The following is a 26543-nucleotide window of genomic DNA, read 5'->3' on the forward strand; positions in this document are numbered from 1 at the left end:
CTCAGGACCGGACGCCCGACTCCTTCCGCCCCTTCACGATCTGCTTCTCCGCGTCCCCGGTGTACGACCAGGGAGTCGGCGTCGCCCGGCGCCCCATCATGCCGAGCACGGCCGCCGCCACGTCCTTCGTCCCCGCGTAACAGGCCGCGTGAGCCAGGTAGTTGAGGTCGCGGAGTTCGCCGGGCGGGATCGCGCCCTCCTCACGGGCCGCGATCCAGCGCTGCCAGGTCCGGCGTACGTCGCTGACGGCGCCGTCGTGCGTCCAGTGCTGGCCGAGACCCACGGAGGCCTGCTGGCCCAGGGCCGAGTTGAGGGCGAAGCGGTACTCCTCGACCCGCGCGTACTGCACCAGCACCGGCAGCGCGCAGCCGGGCGGTGCCACGCCCGCCGCGTCGCGGGCGAAGTCGTACATCAGGCCGTGACTGCCGTGCCAGCGGGAGGAGTAATAGTGCAGGACCTGGAGGTGGCCCTCGACGCTGTAGGGGTCGCGCCGGTGCAACTCGTCCCACCAGCGGGCGAGTTCCTGCCGCCGGACACCCGCCGGGTAGAGGCGGGCGACGGAGATCAGGGAGATCCACGGCGTGGGGTCGTCCGGGTAGGTCTCCGCGGCCTGGAGGCAGGCCATGACGGCGCCGTCGATGCGGTTGCGGTCGATGGGCACGCCCCGGCCCGCCGCGATGGCCAGGTTGAAGGCCCGGGCCGTCTCCGTGGCCGCCCGCAGGGTGAGCGCGTCGCCGCTGCCTGGTTCGGCGGCGAGCCATGACTCCACCGTCGAACTGCTCGCGCAGGCCTGCGCCAGCATCCGGACGCGGTGCCCGCGCGCGAGCCAGTGCGCACCGGTGTTCCGCAGCAGGTCCCGCAGGCCCTGCCAGCGGCCGATGACGATGTCCTGCCGGGCCGAACTGAGGGGCGCGTCCCCGCAGTCGGGATCGAAGTCGGGGGTGTAGCGGTCTCGCGCCATCGGGTGCCCCTCAGAAGTCCGTCGGGAGACCCTGGTGGACCCGGGACTGTTCGGGCACGAAGTCGTCGGGGACGTAGTCCGTCTCCACGGCACGGGTGGCGTCGAGCCGCGCGGGCCGGTAGTACTCGCTGCCCTGCTTCCAGTACCAGAACATCGGGATCAGGCCCACGGCGATGCCGCCGATGCCGATGGAGATCGCGGCGGTGCTCAGACTGCTCAGCGACTCGACGAAGATCCAGAACATGAACAGGGCGCCGAACAGCGGCCACAGACCGCCGAAGAGGAAGTTTCCCGCCGACTTGAACAGCATCTTGCGGTAGGCGACGACCACCGCGAGTCCCGCCAGGCCGTAGTACACGGCGATCTGCAGGCCGATCGCCGAGATCGCGTCGACGAGGATCTCGCCCACCGAACCGAGCGCGTTGGAGGCGATGAACATCGCCAGCGCCACCCCGCCGACCACGACGATCGCCACCCAGGGCGTGTTCCAGGTGCGGTGCACCCGGCCCAGCGCGGCCGGCATCGTACGGTCCCGGCCCATCGCGAACAGCGAGCGCGTGACCTGGATGAGCGTGGTCTCCAGGGTGGCGATGGTGGACAGCATCACCGACACGATCAGCAGCTTGCCGCCCCAGCCCGGCCAGATCTCGTCCCCGAGCACGGCCAGCACATTGGCGTCGTTGCTCTCGATCTGCCGCGAGGACAGGATGACGTTCACCGCGATGGTGAACACCTCGAACAGCAGGAACACGATGCCGACGCCGATCAGGCCCGCGAGTCCGGTCGTACGACGGCTGTTGCGGGTCTCCTCGCTGAGGTTGCTGGTGACGTCCCAGCCCCAGTAGTAGAACGCGGCGATGAGCGCGCCCGAGGCGAAGCCGGACACCCCGTCGAAGTGGCTGAACCCCAGCCAGGACCAGTCGAAGACCCGGGCGTTGCCGGTGTGGACGAGGGCCAGGGCCGCGAACAGCGCCAGAATCCCCAGCTCGACACCGGACATGATCAGCTGGGCCCGGACCGTGAGCCGGGCGCCGCCGAGCACCACGAGCAGCATGATCACGAACCAGGCCGCGCCGACGACCGTCGACAGCGCCGTGTTGTCCGCGAGGCTCTGGTCGAAGAGGGACAGGGTCATCGACCCGGCGGGCAGTGACCCGGCGACCATGAAGATGGTGGCGGAGATCACCAGTGCCCAGCCGCTGATGAAGCCCAGGAAGGGGTGCAGGGTGCGCCCCACCCAGGAGTAACTGGCGCCCGCGTTCACGTCGATGCGGCCGAGATAGCTGAAGGCCAGCGCGATGCCCAGCATGGGTATCGCGCAGTAGAGGAGGGCGGCCGGACTGGCCAGTCCCACCGCGCCGACGAGGACCGCGGTGGTCGCGGCCAGCGAGTACGCCGGGGCGCTGCCCGCCACGGCCATCACCACGGTGTCGAACGTACCGAGGGCATTGGCCTGTAGCCCTCTGCCCCTGTTGTTGCTCATGGTTGCGCTGCTTTCCGTCTTGCACGACGTGCGGAGTTGAGCGGACCGGCTCCGGACCCGGAGAGGGGTGGCCTCGGGTCGTCGGCCGGTCGGAACAACAGAAGGGAATGGCGGATACCGCTTAACCGCTGCGTCGGCGGACGGTCACACCGTGTGTGGGTGTGATGATAGCCGTAGCTCTTGACCTTTCAAGATTGACCAGCGAGTAATCTCCTGTGAACGATCAGTCGCCGAGTCGGTCGATCTGCCGCAGTTTGTTCGTCGCGTCGAGGGCGGCGACCTTGTAGGACTCGGCCAGCGTCGGGTAGTTGAAGACCGCGTCCACGAGATAGTCGACCGTTCCGCCGCAGCCCATCACCGACTGGCCGATGTGAATGAGCTCCGTCGCACCGGTGCCGAAACAGTGCACGCCGAGCAGGGTGCGGTCGGTGGGGGAGACCAGCAGCTTCAGCATGCCGTGCGAGTCGCCGATGATCTGGCCGCGCGCGAGTTCGCGGTAGCGGGAGATGCCGACCTCGAAGGGCACGCACTCCTCGGTGAGTTGGTCCTCGGTCTTCCCGATGAAGCTGATCTCCGGAATGGTGTAGATGCCGATCGGCTGCCGGTCGTCGATCCGGTGCACCGGCTCACCACAGGCGTGGTACGCGGCCGTCCGGCCCTGTTCCATCGAGGTCGCCGCGAGCGCCGGGAAGCCGATGACGTCACCCACGGCGTAGATGTTCGGGACCGCGGTGCGGTAGTTCTCGTCGACGTCGATCCGGCCGCGCCGGTCGGCGGACAAGCCGGCCTTGTCCAGGTCGAGTTCGTCGGTGAGACCCTGCCGGCCCGCGGAGTACATCACCGCGTCGGCCGGGATCTTCTTGCCGCTCTCCAGGACGGTCAGCGTGCCGTTGGTGTGCCGCTCGACGGCGGCCACGGTCTCCCCGAAGCGGAAGGTGACGGCGAGGTCCCGCAGATGGTACTTGAGCGACTCGATGACCTCCAGGTCACAGAAGTCGAGCATGCCGGCGCGCTTCTCCACCACGGTGATCTTGCTGCCGAGCGCGGCGAACATGGAGGCGTACTCCATGCCGATGACCCCAGCCCCCACGATGACCATGGACCGCGGGACCTTGGGCAGGTCCAGGACGTTGTCCGAGTCCATGATGGTCTGCCCGTCGAACTCGACGGTGTCCGGCCGCGCGGGACGCGTACCGGTGGCGATGATGATGTTCTCCGCCGTCAACAGCCGTTCGTGGCCGGTGACTTCGGTCAGCGCGATGGTGTGCGGGTCGACGAAGCGGCCCGTGCCGGCGAACAGCGAGACCTGGTTGCGGGACAACTGGTTGCGGATGACGTCCACTTCACGGCTGACCACGTGCTGCGTCCGCGCGGTGAGGTCGCCGACGGTGATGTCGTCCTTGAGGCGATAACTCTGCCCGTACAGATCTCGCTGGGTGAGGCCGGTGAGATACAGCACCGCCTCGCGCAGGGTCTTGGAGGGGATGGTCCCGGTGTGGATGGAGACGCCGCCCACCATGTTCGGGCGGTCGACGACGGCGACCCGGCGGCCGAGCTTGGCCGCGGCGATGGCGGCCTTCTGGCCACCCGGTCCTGAACCGATCACAAGCATGTCGAAGTCGGGCACCTCCGGAGTCTGTCAGCCGGAGCGCCCTCTCCGAAAGGGTGAACCGGCAACCAGGTGCCGGGGAGACGGCTAAGGGAGCAGTTTGTCCAGCGCGGCAGCCCCCTCCGCCTCGATCTTCCGCCTGGCCCACTCCAGGTTCTTCGGGGTGACGTCCCGGCCGGCCGCCAGGACCACGTCCTCCGGGGCGACCTCGGTACCCGTGCGGGCGTGCAGCAGGGCGTCCGGGGTGGCGCGCTCGGCGTCTTCATCGGGTCGTGCTGTCGACATGGTGCCTCCTCGCCTGGGACCGGACACGTGCCGTAGATCCCATTTCCCACGATTACCCGTCCACCCCCAGTGTGCATCCGGAAGAGTGGCCGAACGAGAACGTGAACCTAAGCTGGAACCGGCCCGCGCGGGCCCGAACCAGGGAGGCTGCCGCGATGGTCGAGACCCCGCCCCACCAGGACACCCCCACCGGACCCGGATATCTGCCCATCGCCGAGCACGGACTGATCGGCGATCTGCGGAGCGTGGCCCTGGTGGGCACCAACGGCACGATCGACTGGTACTGCTGCCCCTCCTTCGACGCCCCCAGCGTCTTCGCGGCGATCCTGGACGCGGAGCGCGGCGGCTCCTTCGAGCTGGCCGCTGCCGTGCCCGCCCGCACCAAGCAGTTCTACTTCCCCGACACCAACGTCCTGATCACCCGGTTCTTCACCGAGGACGGCGTCGGCGAGGTCCAGGACTTCATGCCGGTGACCGGGGAGTCGGACGAGGCGGCCAGGCACCGGCTGATCCGCCGTGTGGTGTGCGTGCGCGGCTCGGTCCCGTTCCGGATCAAGGTCGCGCCCAGGTTCGACTACGGCGCCAGCCCGCACACCGCCCGCATGCTCGGCGACGTGGCCCTCTTCGAGTCCGCCGAGAAATCCCTCGCGCTCACCGCCACCGTCCCCCTGGAGTGCGACGAGATCGACGTGTGGGCGGACTTCAAGCTCGACGAGGGCGAGTCCGAGGTGTTCGCCCTCGACCAGGTCGACGGCGAGGTCACACCCCGGAACTGCGCGCGCACGGAGGCCGAGGACGAGTTCAACACGACCGTCGCCTACTGGCGCCGCTGGCTCTCCCAGTCCCGCTACCGGGGCCGCTGGCGCGAGATGGTCCACCGCTCCGCCCTCACCCTCAAGCTGCTCACCTACGCGCCCACCGGCGCGATCGTCGCCGCCCCCACCACGAGCCTCCCCGAACAGCTCGGCGGCGAGCGCAACTGGGACTACCGCTACGTCTGGATCCGCGACGCCGCCTTCTGCGTCTACGCCTTGCTGCGCCTCGGCTTCACCGGCGAGGCCAAGGCGTTCATGCAGTTCGTGTCCCGCTACATCAGCCCCGGCGACGGCAACCCCTCAGGACCGCTGCAGATCATGTACGGCATCGACGGCCGCACCGAACTCACCGAACGCGAACTCCCGCACCTCGAAGGCCACCAGAAATCCGCCCCGGTCCGCGTCGGCAACGCCGCCGCCGACCAGCTCCAACTCGACATCTACGGCGCCCTGATCGACTCCATCTACCTCTACGACAAATGGGCCGAGCCCATCTCCAGCGCCCAGTGGGACGACGTGTGCGCCCTGGTCGACTGGGTCTGCGTCCACTGGGACCAGCCCGACGAGGGCGTCTGGGAGACCCGCGGCGGCCGCAAGAACTTCCTCTACTCACGCCTGATGTGCTGGGTGGCGATCGAGCGCGCGATCCGCCTCGCGAACCGCCGCGGCCTGCCCGCCAACCTGCCGTACTGGGGCAGCTGTCGCGACACCATCTACCGCCGCATCATGGACCGCGGCTGGTCCGAGACCCGCCAGGCCTTCGTCCAGTACGAGGGCAGCGACGTCCTCGACGCCGCCCTGCTGATGATGCCGCTGGCGAAGTTCATCGCCCCCACCGACCCCAAGTGGCTCTCCACACTGGACGCGTTGACCGAGGAACTGGTCTCCGACTCCCTCGTCTACCGCTACAACCCGCAGGCCAGCCCCGACGGACTCCGCGGCGACGAGGGCACGTTCTCCATCTGCTCCTTCTGGTACGTCGAGGCCCTGGTCCGGGCCGGCCGCGTCGACGAGGCCCGGCTCGCCTTCGAGAAGATGCTCACCTACGCCAACCATCTCGGCCTGTACGCCGAGGAGATCGGCCGCACCGGCGAGCAACAGGGCAACTTCCCCCAGGCGTTCACCCATCTCGCCCTGATCAGCGCCGCGTTCAACCTGGACAAGGCGCTCGGCTGATCCCGTCTGTGACGCGCAACAAACGTCACCGAGGTGTCACAGCACGCGGTGGCACCACAACTCCCGCGTCATGTCTCGTGTCGAACCCGTTGACCGCAACAGATTTGACCCACGGGGGAACACATCATGACGAACGTGTCACGCAAGAAGGTCTCCGCCGCAGTCGCGTCCGCGACCTTCCTGCTCCTGGCCGGCGCCGGCATCGTCGCCGCGCCGGCCAGTTACGCGGGCGTCCCGGGCGGCACCAGCGCCGTCGACCGCAACAGCGACTTCAACGGGGACGGCTACGACGACGTCCTGATCGGTGCCCCGTCGGGCACCGTCGACGGCAAGGAAGGCGCCGGGTATGTCACCGTGCAGTACGGCGCCCCGAACGGCATCGCCACCAACAACACGGTCCCCAAGGGCCGTACGGCCGTCATCAGCCAGTCCACGCCCGGCGTCCCCGGCACCTCGGAGACCTACGACTCCTTCGGCCAGGCGATCGCCACCGGCGACCTGGACGGCGACGGCTACGACGACGCGATCGTCGGCGCACCCGGCGAGGACGAGGGCACCGTCGAGGACGCGGGCCGCGTCACCGTCCTCTACGGCTCGAAGGCGGGCCTCGGAGCCGAGACCAACGACTCCTTCACCTCCGCGACCCCGAAGGCGGGCGACCGGTTCGGCCAGTCCGTGGCGGCGGCCCGCTTCACCGGGGCGACCGACACCGACTCCATGGCCGTACTGGACAACAACGGCGCCCAGTTGTTCACGTACCACACCGGCATCCTGCACTCGCTCGGCACCCTGAACACGACCACCCACCCCGGCGGCCACCGCCTCCAGCCCGCCTACCTCACCACCGGCGACTACGACCGCAACGGCTTCGCCGACCTGGTCATCTCGGGTTACAGCCCCGACGACGACTACCAGCAGGGTTGGTCGGCCCTCTACGCGGGCGGCGAGACCTCGCTGACGTACCGTCAGGACCTCAACGGCGGCCTCGGCACCGCCTCCGGCGACATCAACCACGACGGCTACGACGACCTGGTGCTCGGCCAGCTCAGCAGCGCCGACGACAGGGCAGAGGGCGACGACGGCGGCAAGATCGCTGTGTACTACGGCAGTTCGCAAGGGCCCACCGGCCCCGCCGACTGGTGGTCGCAGAACTCCCCGGGCGTGCCCGGCACTTCGGAACACGGCGACGCCTGGGGCAACGACCTGTCCGTCGGTGACGTGGACGGCGACGGCTACGCGGACGTGGCCGTCGGCGCGCCCGGCGAGGACGTCGGCACCGTCCAGGACGCGGGCGCGGTATGGCTGTTGCGTGGTTCGCGCGACGGGGTGACCGCGACCGGCGCCCAGTCCTTCGACCAGAACACCGCGAACATCCCCGGCACCGCCGAGGCCGACGACGCCTGGGGCTCCCAGGTCCGCCTGGCCGACACGAACCACGACGGCCGCGCCGAACTCGTCGCCTCCGCACCGGGCGAGAACTCCGGTGACGGCTATGTGTGGTTGCTGCCTGCGGGTCCCAACGGCCTGCTCGCGGACGGCTCTTCGCTGTACGGCGCGGCCGACCTGGGCGGTGCGGCGAAGGCGGCCCGGTTCGGGGCGGCGATCGACGAGTAACCGGGCGAAGGGCCGGGCCCGGGGCGGACGTTCACCCCGGGCCCGGCGTCACAACGTCTGCTCGGCCCAGATCACCTTGCCCGCCGGGGTGTACCGGGTGCCCCAGCGCTCCGACAGCTGGGCCACCAGGAACAGGCCCCGGCCGCCCTCGTCCGTCATCGCCGCGTACCGCAGATGCGGTGACGTGGTGCTGCCGTCGTAGACCTCGCAGATGAGGGTGCGGTCGCGCAACAGGCGGACGCGGACGGGGTCGTTGCCGTAGCGGATGGCGTTGGTGACCAGTTCGCTGAGGATGAGTTCGGTGGTGAACGTCAGCTCGTCCAGGCCCCAGTGGGTCAGCTGGCGGGTGACCGAGGCGCGCATGTCGGCCACGGCGGCGGGGTCGGACGGTACGCGCCATTCGGCGATGCGGTCGGCGCCGAGGGCGCGGGTGCGGGCGACGATCAGGGCGATGTCGTCGCTCGGGCGTACCGACAACTCCGAGTCGAGGACGGCCCGGCAGGTGTCCTCGGGGGAGTCGCCCGCGCGGGTGAGTGCCGTGCGGAGCATCTCCAGGCCCACGTCGATGTCGCGTTCCCGGTCCTCGACCAGCCCGTCCGTGTAGAGGACCAGTCGGCTGCCCTCTTCCAGCTTCAACTCGGCGGTCTCGAAAGGGAGTCCGCCGAGGCCGAGCGGGGGTCCGGCGGGGACGTCGGGAAACTCGACGGTGCCGTCCGGGCGGATCAGCGCCGGGGGCGGATGGCCGGCGCGGGCGACGGTGCAGCGCAGGGTCACCGGGTCGTAGATGGCGTAGAGGCAGGTCGCTCCGGTGACCGGGGCGCCGCTGTCCTCCGTCGTCTCGTCCTGGTCGATGCGGCCGACCAACTCGTCCAGCAGACCGAGGAGTTCGTCCGGCGGCAGGTCCAGCGCGGAGAAGTTGAGGACCGCGGTGCGCAGTCGTCCCATGGTGGCCGCCGCGTGCAGGCCGTGGCCGACGACATCGCCCACGACCAGGGCGACCCGGGCGCCCGACAGGGGCAGGACGTCGAACCAGTCGCCGCCGACCCCGGCCTTCGCGGGCAGATAGCGGTAGGCGACGTCGAGCGCGGTCTGCTCGGGGAGGCGGCGGGGCAGCAGGCTGCGCTGGAGGGTCACCGCCATACCGTGCTCGCGGGTGTAGCGGCGGGAGTTGTCGATGGACACGGCGGCGCGGGCGACCAGCTCCTCGGCGAGGGCCAGCTCCTCCGAGTCGAAGGGCTCGGGCTTGTCGGAGCGCCAGAAGTTGACCACGCCCAGGATCAGCGCCCCGGCCCGCAGCGGCACGGTGATCAGCGAGTGGATGCCGTACTCCACGACCTGCGCGGTGCGCTCAGGGTCCTGGGTGAGCCAGCCGGGGGCCTCGCCGAGCCGGGGTTCGACGACGGCGTCACCGGTGTCGAGGCTGCGCGCCTGCGGGGCGGACTCCACGAACTGGATCTGCTTGCCGACCGGGTAGAGCGGCGCGTCGTCGCGGACCCCGCTGTAGGCCGTGCGGCGCAGCTCGGTGCCGGGCTGGGGTTCCTCGCCGCTGAGGACGGCGTCGTAGAGGTCGACCGTGACGAAGTCGGCGAAGCGGGGGACGGCCAGTTCGGCGAGTTCCTCGGCGGTGCGGGTGACGTCCAGGCTGGTGCCGATGCCCACTCCGGCGTCGTAGAGCATGTTGAGGCGTTCGCGGGCGACCTCGGCGCGGCCGGAGAGGGCGCGCAGTTCGGTGGAGTCGCGCAGCGTGGTGACGCTGCCGGGCGGGCCGCCCTCCAGGTCGGTGGGGCGCTGGTTGACGGCGAGGAGCCGGCCGCCGACGCGGTGCACCTCGTCCGTCGCGACCCGCGCGGAGGCCAGCAGGGCGGTCATCTCGACGTCGAGTCCGAGGTCGAGGATCAGGCGTCCCTCGGCGTTCTCGGGCAGGTCCAGCAGCAGGCGTGCCTCGTCGTTGGCGAGCAGCAGCCGGCCCTCGCCGCTGACGATGATCACGCCCTCCCGCACGGCGTGCAGTACCGCGTCGTGGTGCTCGTACATCCGGGTCATCTCGTGCGGGCCCAGGCCGTGCGTCTGGTGCTGCAGACGTCTGCTGACCAGGGCGGTGCCGCCGGTGGCGAGGATCAGGGCCGCGCCGGCCGCGGTCAGCAGGAGCGGCAGCTGCTGGTCGGCGGTGCCGCCGACGTTCGCCTTCGTCACCCCGGCCGAGACCAGGCCCACGACCTTGCCGCCGGGGCCCTCGACCGGCACCACGGCCTGCACCAGCGGTCCGATGGTGCCGATGATCTCCTCGGTGACGACGTGCCCGGCCAGCGCGGGGGCGATGTCCCCGACGAACTTCTTGCCGATGCGGTCCGGCTTGGGGTGCGTGTAGCGGATGCCGTCGGTGTTCATGACGACGATGAAGTCGACCTTGGACGCCTTGCGCGCGGCCTCGGCGCGTGGCTGGAGGATCGCCGTGGGGTCGGCGCTCTTCAGGGCCGCGACCGTGCCCGGCGCGTTGGCGAAGGTCTCGGCGACCGCCACCGACCGGTTGCGGGCCTCCTGAGTGCTGTCGTGCCGCACCTGGAGGACCTGCGCCACCACGGCCGACACGACCAGCAGCAGCACGATCACCACCTGCAGCACGAACACCTGCCCGGCGACGCTGCGCGCGGGCAGACCGGTCCGCCGGTGCCGGTGTTCGCGCGCCCGACGGGCACGGTCGTACGGGCGCTGCGCGCGCAGACCGTCGGGGCGGTGGGTCGACCGGGCCCTTGGCCGACCCGTCAGGCGGACCATGAGCCCATGTCTACACTGCCCGACCTCAGGAGGCGAGGGGCGTCACACCCGGTGACGGGCCGGGGTCGAAACGGGATCAAGGGTGCCTGCCGGGCTTGGCGCGCCGGGCCGCGAGCAGCAGCGCGATGTCGTCGGGGCGGTCGGCCGCGTGCCGGGCGGCCGTGGTGAGCCGGTCGGCGACACCGGCCAGGGAACGCCCGCCCGGCCGTGCGGCGGGCCCGCCCGCCTTCGCGAGGGCGACCCGCAGGGCGGCGATGCCGTCGTCGATGTCGACGCCGGGCCGCTCGACGAGGCCGTCGGTGTAGAGCGCCAGGATGGAGTCGGGCTCCAGCTGGAGTTCCGCCACGGGGTACTGCGCGTGCGGGTCCACCCCGAGTACGACGCCCCCGGGGATGTCCCAGACCCGGGTTCGGCCGTCCGGGGTACGGATCAGCGGCGGCGGATGCCCGGCCCTGGCGACCTGGACCAGTCCGCTCGCCGGGTCGAGACGGAGGTAGCAGCAGCTCGCGAACTGGCCGGGGTCGAGGTCGATGAGCAGATGGTTGGTGCCGCTCATCACCTCGTCGGGCGGCCGGTCGCCGAGCGCGAACGCCCTTACCGCGCTGCGGAGTTGACCCATGGTGGCGGCTGCCTGGACGCCGTGTCCCTGGACGTCGCCGATCACCAGGGCCAGACCGTCGCCGGACTCGACGACGTCGTACCAGTCGCCGCCCACCTCCATGCCCTGGGTGCCCGGCAGATAGCGGCCCGCGGTCTCCACCTGCGGGTGGGCCGACAGCCTGCGGGGGAGCAGGGCCTGCTGGAGGCCGCGGGCGAGGGCGGCCTCCGAGTCGTAGCGCTGGGCCTTCTCCATCGCGTGGGCGATCAGTCCGGCGAGGGCGGTGAGCACCGCGCGCTCCTCGGAACTGAAGCTGCGGGACCGGTCGAAGCCCAGGATGGCCGAACCGACCGGGCGCCCGGACGCGATCAGCGGCAGGAACGCGCGGGCGCCCTCCTCCGCGTCCAGCGGGATGCCCGGGTAGGCCTCCGCGAGCTGCTGCATGGAGTCGAAGAAGAGCGGGCGTCCGGTCGTGAGGGTCTCGACACCGGGCAGTCGGGCGTCGAGTCCGACCCCGTCGAAGGGGGCGAGGAAACCCTGCGGGAAGCCGGTCTCCCAGGCCAGGTACAGATGGCGCTCCTGCAGCAGATAGATCGCGAGGCGCCGGCCGCCGAACGCCGGCAGCAGCTCCTTCATGACCACCGCCGACACCTGACGGGCGGTGACCGCCTCCGTCAGCGCGATGGCCAGCACGATCGGCCGGTACAGCGGGGCGAGCGAGGTGACGCCGTTCCCCGGCGCGTCGGCGCCCTCGGGGTGCACCGGAACCAGCGGGATCGGCGGGCCCGACACCCGGGTCGACGGCGCGACCGTGCAGGTCAGCTGGTCGTGGCCCGGATGGACCGCCAGAGCCAGCCAGTCGCCCTCGTACGGCTCCGGCGGCTGCTTCTGCCCCTCCGGACGCCGGACGTGGAAGTTCACCGACCCCAGCGACAGCAGGGCGCCGCGCAGCTGGTCCTCGCAGCCGATCTGGTTCAGCCAGGGCACGCCCTCCCACAGCGGGCGCCCGAGCAGCTCCTCGCGAGGGCTGCCCAGCAGCTGGGCGGCGCGCGGATTGGCATAGGTGACCAGCCCCAGCCGGTCCAGGCAGAACACGCCGTCCGGCAGCAGATCGGCCGCGCTGTCGGCGACCGGGGCAGGGCCCGGGTCCAGGACGACACCGCTGACCGGATGTCCGCCGCCGGGCGGGGCGGGGCCGGTGGCCGGCGTCCACAGGTCCAGCAGCCGGACCGAGCCGTCCGCCGCCCGCACCCGCAGGGGCAGCGGCGGGGGATTCCCGGCGGCCGTCGCCCGCAGCGCCGCCATGACCTGGTACGCGTCGCCCGGGGCCAGGGCGTCCGCGATGGCCCGGGCGGTGCCGGGGGACTCGCCGGGCCCGACGCCCAGCAGGGTGTGCAGAGCGCCGTCCCCGGTCACGACGGCCGTCGCCGGGTCCCACACGAAGCGGGCCATCCGGCCCTCGGGGCGGTGCGTGGCCGCCGTCCGGACGCACACCGGCTCGCCGTCCCAGGCGACGCACGACCCGTCCTCGTCCTTGTGCTCGTCCTCCAGGTCCCGCAGCGCCGCGCCCAGCTCCTCGGCCAGCCGTGTCATGCGGTCCAGGCCGGACAGCACCTCGGTGGTGTCCGCGGCGGACGGCCGCAACACGGTGAGCACGCCGTACGTCGTCGACCCGCTGATGACCGGCACGTACTGCGAGCCGAACTGGAAGGGCAGACTCGCGGCGAACTGGGGGTAGCGGCGCATGCACTCCGCGGCGTTCGGCAGGACCACCTGGACGCCGAGCCGGAAGGCGTCCGCGACGGGGAACTTGTTGTCGACGCTCAGCCGGTTCCAGGGGCGGAACAGCGGCCCGGGCAGTCCCGCCAGCACGGCGAGACGCAGCAGTCCGGGCGTGCTCGACCGCAGGTAGACGCCCCCGGAGTGGCCGCCGGCCGCGTCGATCGCCTCCGTCGAGGCGTCGATGAGCAGCTCGGCGAGCCGTCCGGGCGTCCCCTTCTCGCGCTGGGCACTCCCAGTCATCGGGGCTCTACCTCGTCCCTGTGGCGCCGGGTGGGTGACACAGCAAGAATGCGCCAGGACGGGGCCGGGGTCACCTGGGCGGACGGGATGGGCTGGAGAGGCACGGGTATCGCCGGTCCGTAGGGGTCTGATGAAGTGATCAAGAGTGACTCAAGTGTCGGTGTCGGGTGCAGGGCGTGGTGCGGTCTCGTCGGGTCGGGCTGAGGAGGCCGGACCGGCGCGTCGAGTGAGCAGTCGGGACAAAGGAGTTGAGGCCCGACGTGCTTCTGTGACCGGGTCCGCGTCCCGTGGCGTTCAGGATGGCGCAAACTCCGCCCTTCGCGGGGCGAATTCGATCTGTTGCCCGTATTCGTCGGCGGTGACGGGCGGGGTGGCGGAACACACGGTGAGCGGGAGGTGGCATGTGGTGACGGCTACCTCGCCGTGCGGCCCCACCCGCGGCCGGCCGTGCCTGGATTGTTAGCCTCGGCCATGGCCAGTTTCCCTCTGCCCCGACCTGGAGCGCGATGAGTACGGTCGCCGCCTACCCGCTCGGCGCCGGGACCACGCTCGCCGAACTCGCCCGCGACCCGCACCCACGGCTGGCGCGGCTCCGCGAGAGTGAACCCGTGTCGTGGCTGCCCGAGTTGGACGGCTGGCTGGTGACCCGGCGCGACCTCGCCCTCGCCGTGATGCGGGACGCGACCACCTTCACCGTGGACGACCCCCGCTTCTCCACCGCCCAGGTCGTCGGCCCGAGCATGCTCTCCCTCGACGGGGAGCGACACGCACGCCACCGCGAACCCTTCACCGCGCCCTTCCGCCCGCGTGAAGTACGGGACGGCTTCGCCTCGTTCATCGAGCGGGAGACCGACCGGCTCGTCACCGAGCTGCGACCGGCGGGCGCCGGCGAACTGCGCCGCGACTTCGCGGGACCGCTGGCGGTCGCCGTCGTGACCCACGCACTGGGACTGACCGGCACCACCCCGTCCACCGTGCTCTCCTGGTACGACGCCATCGTGCGCTCGGTCTCGGACATCACCGCCGGGCACACGGCGGGAGCCGCCGGTACGGCCGCCTACGCCGAACTGCGCGCGGCCGTCGAGGCCACCGTCGCCGACCGGGACGCGGCCTCACTCCTTGTCTCGGCCGCCGGGCAGTTGACGGTGCCTGAAGTCGCCTCCAACGCCGCCGTGTTGATGTTCGGGGGCATCGAGACCACCGAAGCGATGATCACCAACGCGCTGCTGCACCTGCTCCGGCACCCCGACCAACTCGCCCTCGTCCGCGCCGACATGGGCCTCCTCGACGGCGCGATCGAGGAATCACTGCGCCTCGAACCCGGCGCGGCCGTCGTGGACCGCTACGCCACCCGGGACACCGTCCTCGGCCCGGCCGCGATCCGCGAGGGCGACCTGGTCACGGTCTCCCTCACCGGCGCCAACCGCGACCCGGCGGTCTTCCCCGACCCCGACCGCTTCGACGTCCGCCGCGAGAACGCCCGCCTCCAACTCGCCTTCGCCCACGGCCCGCACTACTGCCTCGCGGCACACCTCGCCCGCCTGGAGACCCGTATCGCCCTCCAGCACCTGCTCGACCGCCTCCCGTCCCTGCGCCTCGACCCGGACCGCCCGACGGCCCCGCACGGACTGGTCTTCCGCAAGCCGCCGACACTTCATGTGCGGTGGGGCGCCTCGATCTGACGGTCCGCCAGGTTCCTTCACTCGCGGCCCACTTGGCGCTCCATGGCCTCCACGAGGTGCTCCAGCGCGTTCAGCACCTGGCCCCGGTTCTCGCCCAGGCCTGCCAACAGCTGTACTTCGGCGGCGAGTTGGCGGGGGAACAGGTTGTCCACCGCCTTGGCTCCGGCCGGCGTGATGGTCACCAGTGCGGCCCGCCGGTCGGCCGGATTGGGGGTACGGGCGATGAAGCCGCGCTTCTCCAGCTTGCCCAGAGCCTTGCTGACCCCGGCACGGGACAGGCCCAGCCACTCGGCGAGTCGGCGGGCGATCACGGGTTCGGTGGCGTGGCGCAGCGGGACCAGCATGTCGACCTCGGGGGCGGTGAGTTCGGCGCCCGCGTAGAGGGGCTCCACCGCCCGGTTCAGCAGCCCGGCGGCGTGCTTGAGCAGGCTGATCAGCTCCATGGGGGAGGTGTCGAGGCCGGGGTTGTGCTCGGTCCACTGTGTGCGGACGTAGAGGGGGGAAAGGGACATGCGGCTCGTCTTCTCGCTTCCGGGGCTGCGGGGACGTCGATCGGGGCTTGCGGGACCCATCATTGTTAACCGGTGAACCATCGGTTACCGTTACGGTCATGGTATCGCCGTCCCCCTCCCGTCCCGCCGCCGTGCACCCCGCCGCACCGGCCGACTCCACCGACCCCTCGCGGCGCGCCGCCGTCGCCCTGGTCGCCGTCCTCGCCGCGCTCACCGCCGTCGCCCCGCTCGCGACCGACATGTACGTCCCCGGTTTCCCCGCCATGGGGGACGCGCTCGGCGCGAGCAGCTCGGCCGTACAGCTGACGATGACCGCGTTCCTGGCCGGACTCGTCGTCGGACAACTGCTCATCGGCCCGATCAGCGACAGCCGCGGCCGCCGCGGACTGCTGCTGTCCGGGACGGCCGCGTTCACCGTCTTCTCCGTCGCCTGCGCCCTCGCACCCAACGTCGGCCTGCTCGCCGGCGCCCGGTTCCTCCAGGGCCTGGCGGGCGCGGCCGGCATGGTGCTGGCGCGTGCCGTGCTCACCGACCGCTTCCACGGTGCCGAACTGCCGCGCTACTTCGCGGTGCTCTCCCAGATCATGGGCGTCGCGCCGGTCGCCGCACCGGTCCTCGGCGGGGCGGTCCTGGCCGTGTCGACCTGGCGCGCGGTGTTCGTCGTACTCACCGTGATGGGCGGCCTGTTGCTGCTCGGCGTCCTCCGCAAGGTCCCGGAGACCCTGCCGCCGGAGCGACGGCACGCGGGCGGGATGGCGCAGACCTTCCGCGCGATGGGCGCGCTGCTCGGCCGCCGTACGTTCATGGGGTACGTCCTCGTCCTCGCGTTCGTCTCGGCGGCGCTGTTCGCCTACATCAGCGGCTCCAGCTTCGTCTTCGAGAACCTGCACGGAGTGTCGGCCACGACGTACTCCCTCATCTTCGCGAGCAACGCCGTCGCCATGCTGATCGCCGGCGCGACCTTCTCCCAACTGGCCGGACGGGTACGGCTGAACACCCTTCTCGTGGTGGCCGTTGGTGTCGCCGGGGTCGGTGCCCTCATGCAGGTCGTGCTGGTGCTGACCGTGGGGGAGACCCTCGCCGGTACCTGGATCAGCCTGTTCGTCACGGCCGGCGGCATCGGCATGGTCTTCCCGTCCACCCTCAGCATCGGCCAGGCCCTCGGTCGTGCTGCCCCCGGCGCGGCCTCCGCTCTCCTCGGCGGACTGCAGTTCCTGTTCGGCGCCCTCGCGGCGCCGCTGGTCGGACTGTTCGGGGAGGACGGTTCGCTGCCGATGGCGGTGATCATGCTGATCGCCGTGGCGGCGGCGGGAGTCGCGCTGCTGGGGATGGCCAGGCCTTGGGAAGGGCGGGGGGAGCCGACGGCGGGGTAGTGGACGGCATCCTGCGCCGCACGAGGCGGACTGCCCTGTCGTCCTCACCTCTGATGTAATAGGTGACATAGGGAAGTGTTGCTTACGTGGGGAGGGGCCTTGTCTTTCAGGAACACGGCCGAAGCCGTAGAAGCATGGGCCGAAGGCTGGGCCGTCTCGCGTGGCGCGGCCGAACCGGAGCCCCGCCCCTGGGGGTTCACCATCGATGTCGGCCTGTCCCAGCACGTCATGCGCCACGTCCTGACCACCGCCGACGAGGCGACCGTCCGCAAGATCACCGAGAGCGCCACCGCTCCGGACGTCTGGCTGAAGGCGTTCGTGCCACCGGAGACGCTCACCCCCTGGCTGGCCTCCGGCTGGTCCGTGTCAGGTGGTCCCAGTTTCCTGATGTCCGGGCCACTGCGCGTTTCCCCTGCCGAGGTCCCTGACGGATACCGGCTGCGCACCTGGAACCGCGCGGGTGTGACCCGCGCCCTGGTGCGCACCGCGGACGGCGCCTTCGCCGCGCGCGGTCAGATCGCCGCCACGGGCTTCACGGCCGTTGTCGACCAGGTGGAGACCGACCCGGCCCACCGACGTCGCGGCCTGGGGCGCCTGGTGATGGGCACACTCGCCGACGCCGCGGCCGGACAGGGGGCCGCGGTCGGCGTGCTGGGCGCGACGCTGGAGGGCCGGGGCCTGTACGAGACAGTGGGATGGCGCGTCCTGGCCCCGCTGACCAGCGCGGTGCGGGGCCCGGGCCCGGTCGTGGCCTGACCGGAGGGGAGAGGCGGCTCGGGTCTCCCCGGTTGTCCGGGGCTACTGACCGCCGAGCAGCCCCAGGATCCGGTTCACCGCCTCCAGCGCCGGCTGGCCCACCGCGCCGACCGTCGCCGCGATTCCCGCGACGGCCATCAGCGCGCGGTGCCGCTCCTGGGGGGCGGCGCCCGGGTCCGTGGTGAGGGCCGGCAGGGCGTCGTCGATGGTCTGCGCGCTCGCGGCCGGGATCTGCTCACGCAGGGTTTCGACCAGTCGGCGCAGTTCCTCGACGGCGGCCTGGAGGGCGGGGTCGACGGAGGGCGGGCCGGTCGGTGCCTGGTGCTTGACGATGCCGGTGTTCCCGGTGCCGCCGTGCATGGTCACGTTGTCCCCGAAGTAGAAGTTGTCGCCGCTCATGCGTGGTCCACTCCCACGTTGCCGATGCCGCCGTACATGTTGACGTTGTCGCCGAAGTAGTAGTTCTTCGGGTTGACCATGAGACGGTCCACCGTGACGTGGAACTCCGTCTCAGGGTGCTCGATCGCGTGCACGATGGAACCCACCAGCTGGTCGAGCCGGCGCGGGTCCGGGCTCGTCACCACGGCCATGGGCGGGCCGGACGTCTCTACGGCCAGGACGTACAGCGGCGCCGCCGTCACCACCTGGAGCCATTCCGCCGCACAGAAGAGCAGCGTGGCCGACGCGCCGAGCCACATCCACATGACGAGCTTGCCCGCCGTGTCCTGGCCGGCCAGCCCGGTGATGCCGCCGAGGATCGTCAGTGCGAACGCCACCGACAGGATGAGCCCGATACGCCTCAGGAAGTGCCTCGTGGCCTCCCAGCGCCTCGGCGTCAGCATGTACGTGTGCACCCTGGCGATGTTCTCCAGCGGGTAGGCGACATCGCCGACCCACAACAGCCGCTTGCCGACCCGCAGTTCGACCGTGCCCGAGGCCCGCGGCGGGGTGGTGGGCGGCGGCGGGACGTCCGGGAAGCCGGACGCTTCGGTTCTCTCCACGAGTCCCCTGGAATCACTGACAGGCGATCATTAACTACTCCAAGTGGCCACCTGTGCAAGTCGATATCCGGGGTCAACTGTGTTGCTGTTGTGGAGAGTTGATCGCTGCCACGAATATCCTCACGGGTGCGTCGCGACTCTGTCGCGCAGGCGCCGTTCCTCGTCGGCGGCCCTCTCCAGGGCGGCCGGCTCCCGTGCGATCGACTCGGTGGCCGCCGCCGTGAGCACCTGGAAGGTTCCGGCCAGCGCCCGCTGGCGGAAGCGGTGATGGACCGTCTGCCAAGCCCCGTAGCGCGAGGGCATGTTGCGCCACGGGCTGCCGGTGCGGAACCGCCACATCACGCCGTCGAACTGCCTGCGCAGAGCTTCCGGGTACGGGCCCCGCTCCCCGAGCGGAGGCAACGGCTCCACCGCTCTCCACTCGTCGTCGGTGAGGTCACCGGACGGCGGGTCGGGATGCTCGGCCGGGTCCGGTCGGGTCTCGGCACGGGACGAGTCCAGTTCGACGAGCAGCGAACGGACCGCCTCGACGACGTTCATGACCAGGGTCGGATCCGCGCCCGGACGGGCGTGGGCGCTCATGCGGATCGGAGGCGCCTGCGGCATCCAACACCCCCCAGCGTGATGTCCCGCTCCGAGCGACGGGCCGTCGCGGTCAGCACCGCCGCACCCGCGCTGCCCGCGAACGCGCCGAAGAAATGCAGGAGTTCGGTCTTCCCGCTGGCGACCGGGCCGCTCACGGCGGTCACGCTCCCACGTCCGGCGAGACAGTCGGCCAGCAGCTCTCGCAGTCGCGTCATCTGGTTCTCACGTTCAACCAGAAGCGCGGCAGACTCCACATCCCACACATCCCACACGTCGCAGTGGCGTAGTAGGCAGCTCGGACGTCAACGCCGTCGGTGACGTCCATCCGGGCAGCGAAGAACGACGGGAATCCGTTCCGCTACGGTGCGGACGCGGCGCCCGGAAGCAGCCGCGCACGGATCAACTCGCCGATACGTTCCTGGTGTTCGGTGAGGAAGAAGTGGCCGCCGCCGAAGGTCAGCACCTCGGTGGGACCGTCGGTGTGGCGCTCCCAGGCCCGTGCCTCCGCCGCCGTCACCTTCGGATCCTCGGTACCCACCAGCACGGTGACCGGGGCCTTGAGCGCTGCCTCGGCCGGGGTGGGCGGCCGGTGCCGGTAGCGCTCGACGGCCCGGTAGTCGCCGCGCAGGGTCGGCAGGATCAACTCGATCAGCCCGGGCTCGCTCAACACCTCGGGCGGAGTCCCGCCCTGCCGGACGATCTCCGCCACGAGAGCCTGGTCGTCGGCGAGATGCAGCCGTTCCTCACGCGTGGTGGACGGCGCTCGTCTGCCGGACACGAACAGCGCGGCCGGACCCGAGCCCGTCGAGGCCACCAGCCGACGGGCCGTCTCGTACGCCACCACCGCGCCCATGCTGTGCCCGAAGAACGCGGGCGGCTCCCCCCACCAGGGCGCGAGCACCTCGGCGATCGAACCGGCCAGCGTCTCGATGTCCTCGACCTGCGGCTCCGCCCGGCGCTCCTGACGCCCCGGGTACTGCACGGCCAGCACCTCCACCTGAGGGTGGAGCAGCCCGGAGAGCGCGAAGTAGAAGCCGGCCGACCCCCCGGCGTGCGGGAAGCACACCAGACGGGCGGTCGCCTCCGGGGCGGGATGGAACCGTCGTATCCACAGGTTGGTGTGCGCGTCCGTCGTCATGCGGGTGATCCCTGTCCTTCCTGGCTCCGGTCGGGCCGGGGCGGTGCGGCGAGCAGTTCGCGGGGGTGCGGGTGGGCCGGACGGTCGAAGAGCTGTCCCACGTTACCGGTCTCGACCAGCCGTCCGTCCTTCATCACGATCACCCGGTCGCTGACATGGTGGATGACACCCAGGTCGTGCGAGATGAACAGCAGCGCCACGCCCAACTCCCGCTGGAGTTCGGCCAGCTGCAGCCCGGTGTGGACGGCGGTGCTGAGATGGCGGACGACCACGACCTTGGCGGCCGGCGCGTCGACACCGCTGACCGGGTCGCCGCGGTCCACCCGGTCCGCCACGGAGAAGATCAGCTGCTGGGCGGTGGGTGAGCAGGGTCTCGATCTCGCCCGCCACCCGCTTGTACCGGCCCGTGGTGGCCAACGGGCGGCCCAGCGCGGGCCACGCCGAGGTAGATGGCGGACGACAGCAGGAGCAACGATGAAGTTGCCCACCCTGGGCGAGGGTTCGTCCGTCGCGGCCCACACCAGGAAGTAGCTGAGGCCCTCCGCACCGGTGACGTACCGCTTCCGCCCCCGGATCGACCAGCCGTTCGCGGTCCGCCGCGCGGTGGTCGCGGGCAGCCCGCCGCGCGAGGAGGAGCCCGTCTCCCCAGGTCGGACGTCCCTCTCACTGTCCCGTAAGCCGGAGCCACTACACTCTCCTCCCCTGACCGCTCACGCACGCGGTCGGCTCCCGCTGCCGCGGGCACTGATTCATCGGGGGAGAGCCATGCGGGATCCAGGGCATTCAGGGCCGGACGTCGGCTCGGCTTTCGAACGGCTCCTGTGCCGGGCGCTGGATTCCGGGCGGGTCAGGGAGGCGCTGGGCCGGTCCTGCGGGCAGCCCGACCGCGAGTGCCTGCGCAAGCGCGCGCTCCTGGAGCGGGCCGCGATCGCCGAGGCGGCCGCGGCCGAGTACCGCGAGTACGTGGAGGCCGGCGGCCGACAGGACGCTCGTGGCGACACCGGTTCCCCGGCCGGGACCGGGAAGCTGGGCGGCGGCTGGCTGATGGCCGCACTCGTCTTCGTGGCCGTCGTCGCGGTCGCGCTGTTGGCGCTCGGCTTTGCCTTCCGTGCCTTTGTCGGGCGGCCCTACGTCGGCGACGGCGTGATGACGGCCGGGCTGATCGTCGGCGCCGTGGCCGCCGGGGCGATCGTCGGCGACCTCGTCTGGTCGTGGAAGGCACCGGCCCACGATCGCCCGGGCGCGGACGACACGTCCTCCGGCGAGGAAGCGGCCGAGGGCGGCTGGATACAGGAAGAGTGGGAACTCGCCCTGCTGGAATGGGGGTTGGTGCCGTTCCTGCTCGACTGCATCGAGGAACCGGGACTGCTCGAACAGGACAACCGGCCCGCGCGCTGACTCGTACGGGCCGGTCGGCTGTCAGGGGCTGGTGGCGCTGGGCGGGTTCGTCGCCGGTGTGTCCGCCGAGCTGTGGTCGGGGGAGAACAACGCCACGCCGACCAGCAGCGCCCCGAGGAAGATCAGCACGGCGGCGACCATGACCACCGTCCGCGATGTGCGCGAGGTCCGCGGTACCGGCGACCGGCGTCCGGCGGCGGAGCGGACCCCCTCGCGCGGCCGGCGCCGCGTCCGGTGGGCCGGAGCGGTGCTGGCGGTGGAGGTCGGGAAGGCGTACGTGGTCACGGACCCGGAAGCCGTGTTCGCCCTGGGCTCGCCGAGCGACTCCCGGTAGGCCGCACGGGGCACCGGCTCGGGCTGCGGCGCGGCTGCGGGGAGCGGCTCGGCGAGCCCTTTCCAGGCGCCCGTGGCGAACCAGTTGGCCGCCTGACCCGCCGTGGGGCGGTCCTCGGGCCGCTTGGCGAGCAGCCCGAGCAGATAGTTCTCGAAGGCGGGCGGCAGTCCGACGCCCAGCTCCCGTGGCGGTACGGGGGGCGTGTCGAGGTGCTGATGGAGTACCGCGATGGCGCTGCCGGCGCGGAACGGCGGCTGTCCGACGAGGAGTTGGTAGAGCACGCAGCCGAGCGAGTAGACGTCGGACGGCGGTCCGGCGGGCTGGCCGAGCGCACGCTCGGGGGCGATGTACAGGCTCGTCCCGACGATCTGGCCGGTCGCGGTGAGCGCGCCACCGGGGTCGTTCATGAACTGCGCGATCCCGAAGTCGGCGATCTTCACGGACCCGTCGGCGTCGAGGAGCAGATTGCCCGGCTTGATGTCCCGGTGCACGATGCCTTGTTCGTGCGCGGCGGCCATCCCGGCGGCCGAGTGGGCGGCGATGCGGGCCACCTGCTCGGCCGGCAGGGATCCCGCCTGGGCGAGCACATGGGAGAGGCTGTCGCCCTGGACCAGCTCCATCACCAGGAACAGCCGGCCCTCCTGCTCGCCGAAGTCGAGGACACCGACCACATGGGGATGGCTGAGCCGGCCCGCGGTCTGCGCCTCCAGGCGGAAGCGGGCGGCGGCGGTGGGTTCGGAGTTCTGGGCGTGCAGGAGTTTGACGGCCACGGGTCTGCCGCCCACCTCGTCGTACGCCTGCCAGACCTCGCCCATCGCGCCACGTCCGATGGCGACGTGCAGCCGGTACCGGCCCGCTATCAGCACCTGTTGTTTCATCCTCACGCAGTGAGACCGACTCGACCGCTACGGCCCATGTCCCTTTGCGGGGACGGGTGTTGGTGGGGAGGCCGCGGCTTCCCTACCCTACTGGCGGGTCGGGGGTGTTCGCCCACGATCGGGGATCGGCGACCGGTCCGACCGGTCCGACCGGTCCGATCGGACCGGGCCCGGTGTCAGTGGCGGCCGGCGGCATGCGCTCCATGACCACAGCCACCGCGGCCGACTACGGCTGGATACGTTCCACGACGTCCCCCTTCCGCTATGCGCTGGAGAGCGGGTACATCCTGGTTCTGGTGCGGGGAGTGTCCCCCGCGCGGCTCCTCGCCCTGGCGGGAGCCGAGCCGACGGGCTTGTGCGAAGGGATCGACGAACTGATCGAGCAACACGACGAGGACGACGGCCTCTACGTTCTCGTGGGAGCATGCGCGGTCCCGAGCGAGGAAGGCGATTGGACCCTCGCCCTGGCCCTCGGCCGGGATTCGTGGCCGCCCGGATTCATGGAAGCCCTCTCGGCCGGGACCCGTGCTGTCTCCCATTCGAGCAACAGCGGGAAGCCCATTGAATTCTTCCACTGGTACGAGAACGGGGAGTTGCGCACTCATTTCGAATGGCCCAGGGTTCGAGTCGGCAGCACCCCGGACGAACTCAATTCCTTGATATGCGAGGTCGGTCTCGGCCTCACGGACGAAGAGATCTCCCGTGCCGATCGCAAAGCCGCCGTGTTCGCACTGGCCGAGCGTCTCACCGGAGTCCGGGTGGCCGCGGAACTGCTGACATCGACCGAATATCACGTGGCCGATATGCCTGAGTGAAATGGCGGCTGGTAAGGTTCGGAGGTATGAGCGGAAATATATATGTGGGAAATGCGGGCAAGGATGCGCCATTGGACCGGGGATGGCTCCTCGGGCATTTCAAGGAAGCCGACGACCCTCGCCACACCGACGCCGTAGAGGTCAAGTGGGGCATCCATCCACAGGGCGACGAACGGCTGGAGTGGGTGAGGGGCGACGAGCGGACCGCTCTTCTGGTGCTCGTCAGCGGCCGGTTCCGGGTGGAATTCCCGGAGCGCAGCGTTCTTCTGGAGCAGCAGGGGGATTACGTCGTGTGGGGTCCCGGAGTCGACCATTCCTGGTTCGCGGAAGAGGAATCCGTGTTGGTGACGGTTCGCTGGCCGTCGGTGTCCGGTTATGCGGTGACACCGGAATAGCGAAGAGGAATGGCCGGCACCGGGGTTCGTCAGGCGGCGGGTTCGGGGGCCGGATTTCCGTAGTAGGCGTCGGGGCCGTGTTTGCGGGTGTAGTGGCGGGCCAGGAGATGCGGAGGCGGCGGGGCGGTGGGGGAGAGCGCCAGGGTATTGATGGCCATCTCGGCCACGGCCTCGCAGATGATGGCGTGTTCCAGGGACTTGCGGGCGGTGGCGCCCCAGGTGAAGGGGCCGTGGTTGGCGACGAGCGCGGCCGGGACCTCGGCGGCCCTGCGGTCGTCGCCGGCCAGCAGGTCGACGATGACCTTGCCGGTGTTGTACTCGTAGTCCTTCGCGCACTGGTCGGCGGTGAGGTCCGGGGTGCAGGGGACGGGCCCGTTGAAGGTGTCGGCGTGGGTGGTGCCCAGGACCGGGATGTCCCGGCGGGCCTGGGCGAAGGCCACCGCGTGGGTGGAGTGGGTGTGGGTGACCCCGCCGATGGAGGGGAAGGCCAGGTAGAGGCAGCGGTGGGTCTCGGTGTCGGTGGAGGGCCGAAGATCACCGCCGACGACCTTGCCGTCGGACAGCCGGACGGTCACCAGGTGGTCGAGGGCCAGGTCCTCGTAGGGCACCCCCGAGGGCTTGATGACGAACACGCCCGCCTCGCGGTCGACGCCACTCACATTGCCCCAGGTCAGCGTCGCGAGACCGACCTGGGGGATGGTCAGGTTGGCGTCCAGCACCTCTTGCCGCAGGCCGTCACGGAGTCGTGCGGTCATCGGTCGTCTCCTTGCAGATCGATCGGGATCACGGGTCTCAGAGGGCCTGGGCGAGCCGGTGGTAGGCGGCGTTCCAGCGGATCTCCTTGGTGAACTGCCCGGTGCTGGTGGTCTCGTCGATGGTGAGCAGCTCCACGCCGGCCATGGCGGCGTAGTCGGTCAGGGTCTCGGTGTCGACGGCGGAACTGAGCACGGTGTGGTGCGGGGCACCGGCCAGCAGCCAGCTCTCGGCGGACTCCGCGAGCGAGGGCCGCGGCTTCCACACGGCCCGGGCGACCGGCAGCCGGTGCAGGGGCTCGCTGGGGGTGACGACGTCGACCGTGTTGGCGGTGAGCCGGAAGCGGTCGCCGAGATCGGAGAGGCCGACGACGACGGCGGGGCCGGGGGCCGCGTTGAAGACGAGGCGGACCGGGTCCTCACGGCCGCCGATGGACAGCGGGTGGATCTCGCAGCTGGGGCGGTCGGCGGCGATCGAGGGGCAGACCTCCAGCATGTGGGCGCCCAGGATGCGCGGGGTGCCGGGGCCCAGGTGGTAGGTGTAGTCCTCCATGAACGAGGTGCCGCCCGGCTTGCCGGTGCCCATGACCTTCATCGTGCGCAGCAGCGCCGAGGTCTTCCAGTCGCCCTCGCCGCCGAAGCCGTAGCCGTCGGCCATCAGGCGCTGGACCGCGAGACCGGGCAACTGGCGCAGCCCGCCCAGGTCTTCGAAGTTGGTGGTGAAGGCGGTGAAGCCGCCCTCGGTGAGGAAGGCGCGCAGCCCGATCTCCTGGCGGGCCGCGTAGACGAGGGAGTCGTGGCGGATGCCGCCGGGGCGCAGGGCTGGCACGACGTCGTACAACTCGACGTATTCGGCGGCGAGTTGGGCGGCCTCCTTGTCCTCGACCTGATCGACGACGGTCACCAGGTCGTTCACGGCGTAGGTGTTCACCGAGTAGCCGAACCGCAGTTGGGCCTCGACCTTGTCGCCCTCGGTCACGGCGACGTCCCGCATGTTGTCGCCGAAGCGGGCCAGCCGCAGGGTGCGCGAGGCGTGGCGGCCGACGGCGGCCCGGGCCCAGGCCGCGACGCGCTGGACGACCCTGGGGTCGGTGGCGTGACCGGCGACGACCTTGCGGTCGATGCCGAGCCGGGACTCGATGTGTCCGAACTCCCGGTCACCGTGGGCCGCTTGGTTGAGGTTCATGAAGTCCATGTCGATGCTGGGCCAGGGCAGCGACAGGTTGTACTGGGTGTGCAGATGCAGCAACGGCCGGTCCAGGGCGCTGAGTCCGGCGATCCACATCTTGGCCGGCGAGAAGGTGTGCATCCACACGATCACGCCCACGCAGGTGTCGGAGGAGCTGGCCTCCTGGCAGAGCCGGCGGATCGCGTCGGCGTCGGTGAGGACCGGCTTCCACACGATCCTGACCGGGATCTTCCCGGGGCCGCCGAGGATCTCGGCGATGCTGCGGGACTGCTCGGCGACCTGGTGCAGGATGTCGTCGCCGTACAGGCCCTGGCTGCCGGTGAGAAACCAGATCTCCTGGTCCGGGTAGGGGGAGGCTGTGGTGTCCATGAGGGTTCCTTTCAAAGGGAGTTGACCA

Annotated in this window: 24 protein-coding genes; 8 read left to right on the plus strand and 16 right to left on the minus strand. The window is 70.9% G+C overall.

Going from position 1 to position 26543, the window contains the following annotated elements:
* Nucleotide 1 precedes the first annotated feature (1 nt).
* From ACIBJH_RS08775 to ACIBJH_RS08790, 4 genes are all read right to left on the minus strand, one after another.
* Nucleotides 2–961 carry a hypothetical protein gene (locus ACIBJH_RS08775; RefSeq protein WP_399116122.1) on the minus strand — a complete coding sequence of 320 codons (960 nt, stop codon included), beginning with the start codon at nt 959–961 and terminating at the stop codon, nt 2–4.
* Nucleotides 962–971: 10 nt separating this feature from the next.
* On the minus strand, nt 972–2444 hold the full coding sequence (locus ACIBJH_RS08780; protein WP_399116123.1) for an APC family permease: 1473 nt from the start codon (nt 2442–2444) through the stop codon (nt 972–974).
* Nucleotides 2445–2667: 223 nt separating this feature from the next.
* The gene (gene sthA, locus ACIBJH_RS08785) at nt 2668–4071 is read right to left on the minus strand and encodes a Si-specific NAD(P)(+) transhydrogenase (RefSeq protein ID WP_399116124.1); all 1404 of its coding nucleotides are present in this window, start codon (nt 4069–4071) and stop codon (nt 2668–2670) included.
* 69 nt (nt 4072–4140) lie between these two features.
* The gene (locus ACIBJH_RS08790) at nt 4141–4338 is read right to left on the minus strand and encodes a hypothetical protein (RefSeq protein WP_399116125.1); all 198 of its coding nucleotides are present in this window, start codon (nt 4336–4338) and stop codon (nt 4141–4143) included.
* Between the two features lie 155 nt (nt 4339–4493).
* Between ACIBJH_RS08790 and ACIBJH_RS08795 the strand changes: the two genes are divergently transcribed.
* Nucleotides 4494–6329: a glycoside hydrolase family 15 protein gene (locus ACIBJH_RS08795; RefSeq protein ID WP_399116126.1), complete on the plus strand. Its 1836-nt coding sequence runs from the start codon at nt 4494–4496 to the stop codon at nt 6327–6329.
* A 126-nt stretch (nt 6330–6455) separates the two neighbouring features.
* Nucleotides 6456–7943 carry an esterase gene (locus ACIBJH_RS08800; RefSeq protein ID WP_399116127.1) on the plus strand — a complete coding sequence of 496 codons (1488 nt, stop codon included), beginning with the start codon at nt 6456–6458 and terminating at the stop codon, nt 7941–7943.
* 48 nt (nt 7944–7991) lie between these two features.
* Here ACIBJH_RS08800 and ACIBJH_RS08805 read toward each other — a convergent pair whose 3' ends face one another.
* Nucleotides 7992–10718 (minus strand): SpoIIE family protein phosphatase, encoded by a 2727-nt coding sequence (locus ACIBJH_RS08805; protein ID WP_399116128.1) that lies wholly within the window; start codon nt 10716–10718, stop codon nt 7992–7994.
* A gap of 76 nt (nt 10719–10794) precedes the next feature.
* Nucleotides 10795–13338 (minus strand): SpoIIE family protein phosphatase, encoded by a 2544-nt coding sequence (locus ACIBJH_RS08810; RefSeq protein WP_399116129.1) that lies wholly within the window; start codon nt 13336–13338, stop codon nt 10795–10797.
* A 506-nt stretch (nt 13339–13844) separates the two neighbouring features.
* Between ACIBJH_RS08810 and ACIBJH_RS08815 the strand changes: the two genes are divergently transcribed.
* A complete protein-coding gene (locus ACIBJH_RS08815; protein WP_399116130.1) occupies nt 13845–15020 on the plus strand; it encodes a cytochrome P450 in 1176 nt (391 codons plus the stop codon).
* A 17-nt stretch (nt 15021–15037) separates the two neighbouring features.
* Here the strand turns inward: ACIBJH_RS08815 and ACIBJH_RS08820 are convergent, their stop codons facing one another.
* The gene (locus ACIBJH_RS08820) at nt 15038–15532 is read right to left on the minus strand and encodes a MarR family winged helix-turn-helix transcriptional regulator (protein WP_399116131.1); all 495 of its coding nucleotides are present in this window, start codon (nt 15530–15532) and stop codon (nt 15038–15040) included.
* A 98-nt stretch (nt 15533–15630) separates the two neighbouring features.
* Between ACIBJH_RS08820 and ACIBJH_RS08825 the strand changes: the two genes are divergently transcribed.
* Nucleotides 15631–16905 carry a multidrug effflux MFS transporter gene (locus ACIBJH_RS08825; RefSeq protein ID WP_399116132.1) on the plus strand — a complete coding sequence of 425 codons (1275 nt, stop codon included), beginning with the start codon at nt 15631–15633 and terminating at the stop codon, nt 16903–16905.
* Nucleotides 16906–17004: 99 nt separating this feature from the next.
* Entirely contained in the window at nt 17005–17661 is a 657-nt protein-coding gene (locus ACIBJH_RS08830) for a GNAT family N-acetyltransferase (RefSeq protein ID WP_399116133.1), read from the plus strand.
* A gap of 42 nt (nt 17662–17703) precedes the next feature.
* Here ACIBJH_RS08830 and ACIBJH_RS08835 read toward each other — a convergent pair whose 3' ends face one another.
* The 6 genes from ACIBJH_RS08835 to ACIBJH_RS08860 all read right to left on the minus strand — a co-directional run bounded on the left by ACIBJH_RS08835 (nt 17704) and on the right by ACIBJH_RS08860 (nt 20720).
* A complete protein-coding gene (locus ACIBJH_RS08835; protein ID WP_399116134.1) occupies nt 17704–18060 on the minus strand; it encodes a hypothetical protein in 357 nt (118 codons plus the stop codon).
* Nucleotides 18057–18662, minus strand: a complete 606-nt coding sequence (locus tag ACIBJH_RS08840) for a DUF6232 family protein (protein WP_399116135.1) — start codon at nt 18660–18662, stop codon at nt 18057–18059. The genes ACIBJH_RS08835 and ACIBJH_RS08840 overlap by 4 nt, the downstream gene beginning before the upstream one ends.
* A gap of 120 nt (nt 18663–18782) precedes the next feature.
* Complete coding sequence (locus ACIBJH_RS08845; RefSeq protein WP_399116136.1) at nt 18783–19244, minus strand: transposase; 462 nt, start codon at nt 19242–19244, stop codon at nt 18783–18785.
* Nucleotides 19241–19462: a hypothetical protein gene (locus ACIBJH_RS08850; RefSeq protein WP_399116137.1), complete on the minus strand. Its 222-nt coding sequence runs from the start codon at nt 19460–19462 to the stop codon at nt 19241–19243. The genes ACIBJH_RS08845 and ACIBJH_RS08850 overlap by 4 nt, the downstream gene beginning before the upstream one ends.
* A gap of 143 nt (nt 19463–19605) precedes the next feature.
* Nucleotides 19606–20385 (minus strand): thioesterase II family protein, encoded by a 780-nt coding sequence (locus ACIBJH_RS08855; protein ID WP_399116138.1) that lies wholly within the window; start codon nt 20383–20385, stop codon nt 19606–19608.
* The gene (locus ACIBJH_RS08860) at nt 20382–20720 is read right to left on the minus strand and encodes a hypothetical protein (protein WP_399116139.1); all 339 of its coding nucleotides are present in this window, start codon (nt 20718–20720) and stop codon (nt 20382–20384) included. Before ACIBJH_RS08860 ends, ACIBJH_RS08855 begins: the two co-directional genes overlap by 4 nt.
* Before the next feature lie 430 nt (nt 20721–21150).
* Here ACIBJH_RS08860 and ACIBJH_RS08865 point away from each other — a divergent pair, with 430 nt between their 5' ends.
* On the plus strand, nt 21151–21783 hold the full coding sequence (locus ACIBJH_RS08865) for a hypothetical protein (protein WP_399116140.1): 633 nt from the start codon (nt 21151–21153) through the stop codon (nt 21781–21783).
* Between the two features lie 21 nt (nt 21784–21804).
* Here the strand turns inward: ACIBJH_RS08865 and ACIBJH_RS08870 are convergent, their stop codons facing one another.
* Nucleotides 21805–22983 carry a serine/threonine-protein kinase gene (locus ACIBJH_RS08870; protein ID WP_399116386.1) on the minus strand — a complete coding sequence of 393 codons (1179 nt, stop codon included), beginning with the start codon at nt 22981–22983 and terminating at the stop codon, nt 21805–21807.
* A 215-nt stretch (nt 22984–23198) separates the two neighbouring features.
* Between ACIBJH_RS08870 and ACIBJH_RS08875 the strand changes: the two genes are divergently transcribed.
* Together ACIBJH_RS08875 and ACIBJH_RS08880 are read left to right on the plus strand one after the other, a co-directional pair.
* On the plus strand, nt 23199–23810 hold the full coding sequence (locus tag ACIBJH_RS08875) for a DUF6461 domain-containing protein (protein ID WP_399116141.1): 612 nt from the start codon (nt 23199–23201) through the stop codon (nt 23808–23810).
* A 26-nt stretch (nt 23811–23836) separates the two neighbouring features.
* Complete coding sequence (locus tag ACIBJH_RS08880; protein ID WP_399116142.1) at nt 23837–24205, plus strand: signal peptidase I; 369 nt, start codon at nt 23837–23839, stop codon at nt 24203–24205.
* Nucleotides 24206–24234: 29 nt separating this feature from the next.
* On the opposite strand, the gene araD is transcribed toward ACIBJH_RS08880, so the two are convergent.
* Together araD and araA are read right to left on the minus strand one after the other, a co-directional pair.
* Nucleotides 24235–24960 carry an L-ribulose-5-phosphate 4-epimerase AraD gene (gene araD / locus ACIBJH_RS08885; protein WP_399116143.1) on the minus strand — a complete coding sequence of 242 codons (726 nt, stop codon included), beginning with the start codon at nt 24958–24960 and terminating at the stop codon, nt 24235–24237.
* 37 nt (nt 24961–24997) lie between these two features.
* Entirely contained in the window at nt 24998–26515 is a 1518-nt protein-coding gene (gene araA, locus ACIBJH_RS08890) for an L-arabinose isomerase (protein ID WP_399116144.1), read from the minus strand.
* Nucleotides 26516–26543 lie beyond the last annotated feature (28 nt).

Origin of the sequence: Streptomyces sp. NPDC050548, assembly GCF_044457385.1 — a bacterium.
In the GTDB taxonomy this organism is placed as follows: Bacteria; Actinomycetota; Actinomycetes; order Streptomycetales; family Streptomycetaceae; genus Streptomyces.

Bases quoted from the DNA above. Each gene is read 5' to 3' on its own strand.
- ACIBJH_RS08775 (WP_399116122.1), bottom strand. From the start codon at position 961: ATGGCGCGAGACCGCTACACCCCCGACTTCGATCCCGACTGCGGGGAC.
- ACIBJH_RS08780 (WP_399116123.1), bottom strand. From the start codon at position 2,444: ATGAGCAACAACAGGGGCAGAGGGCTACAGGCCAATGCCCTCGGTACG.
- ACIBJH_RS08790 (WP_399116125.1), bottom strand. From the start codon at position 4,338: ATGTCGACAGCACGACCCGATGAAGACGCCGAGCGCGCCACCCCGGAC.
- ACIBJH_RS08795 (WP_399116126.1), top strand. From the start codon at position 4,494: ATGGTCGAGACCCCGCCCCACCAGGACACCCCCACCGGACCCGGATAT.
- ACIBJH_RS08800 (WP_399116127.1), top strand. From the start codon at position 6,456: ATGACGAACGTGTCACGCAAGAAGGTCTCCGCCGCAGTCGCGTCCGCG.
- ACIBJH_RS08805 (WP_399116128.1), bottom strand. From the start codon at position 10,718: ATGGTCCGCCTGACGGGTCGGCCAAGGGCCCGGTCGACCCACCGCCCC.
- ACIBJH_RS08810 (WP_399116129.1), bottom strand. From the start codon at position 13,338: ATGACTGGGAGTGCCCAGCGCGAGAAGGGGACGCCCGGACGGCTCGCC.
- ACIBJH_RS08815 (WP_399116130.1), top strand. From the start codon at position 13,845: ATGAGTACGGTCGCCGCCTACCCGCTCGGCGCCGGGACCACGCTCGCC.
- ACIBJH_RS08820 (WP_399116131.1), bottom strand. From the start codon at position 15,532: ATGTCCCTTTCCCCCCTCTACGTCCGCACACAGTGGACCGAGCACAAC.
- ACIBJH_RS08825 (WP_399116132.1), top strand. From the start codon at position 15,631: ATGGTATCGCCGTCCCCCTCCCGTCCCGCCGCCGTGCACCCCGCCGCA.
- ACIBJH_RS08835 (WP_399116134.1), bottom strand. From the start codon at position 18,060: ATGAGCGGCGACAACTTCTACTTCGGGGACAACGTGACCATGCACGGC.
- ACIBJH_RS08845 (WP_399116136.1), bottom strand. From the start codon at position 19,244: ATGAGCGCCCACGCCCGTCCGGGCGCGGATCCGACCCTGGTCATGAAC.
- ACIBJH_RS08850 (WP_399116137.1), bottom strand. From the start codon at position 19,462: ATGACGCGACTGCGAGAGCTGCTGGCCGACTGTCTCGCCGGACGTGGG.
- ACIBJH_RS08855 (WP_399116138.1), bottom strand. From the start codon at position 20,385: ATGACGACGGACGCGCACACCAACCTGTGGATACGACGGTTCCATCCC.
- ACIBJH_RS08865 (WP_399116140.1), top strand. From the start codon at position 21,151: ATGCGGGATCCAGGGCATTCAGGGCCGGACGTCGGCTCGGCTTTCGAA.
- ACIBJH_RS08875 (WP_399116141.1), top strand. From the start codon at position 23,199: ATGACCACAGCCACCGCGGCCGACTACGGCTGGATACGTTCCACGACG.
- ACIBJH_RS08880 (WP_399116142.1), top strand. From the start codon at position 23,837: ATGAGCGGAAATATATATGTGGGAAATGCGGGCAAGGATGCGCCATTG.
- araD (WP_399116143.1), bottom strand. From the start codon at position 24,960: ATGACCGCACGACTCCGTGACGGCCTGCGGCAAGAGGTGCTGGACGCC.
- araA (WP_399116144.1), bottom strand. From the start codon at position 26,515: ATGGACACCACAGCCTCCCCCTACCCGGACCAGGAGATCTGGTTTCTC.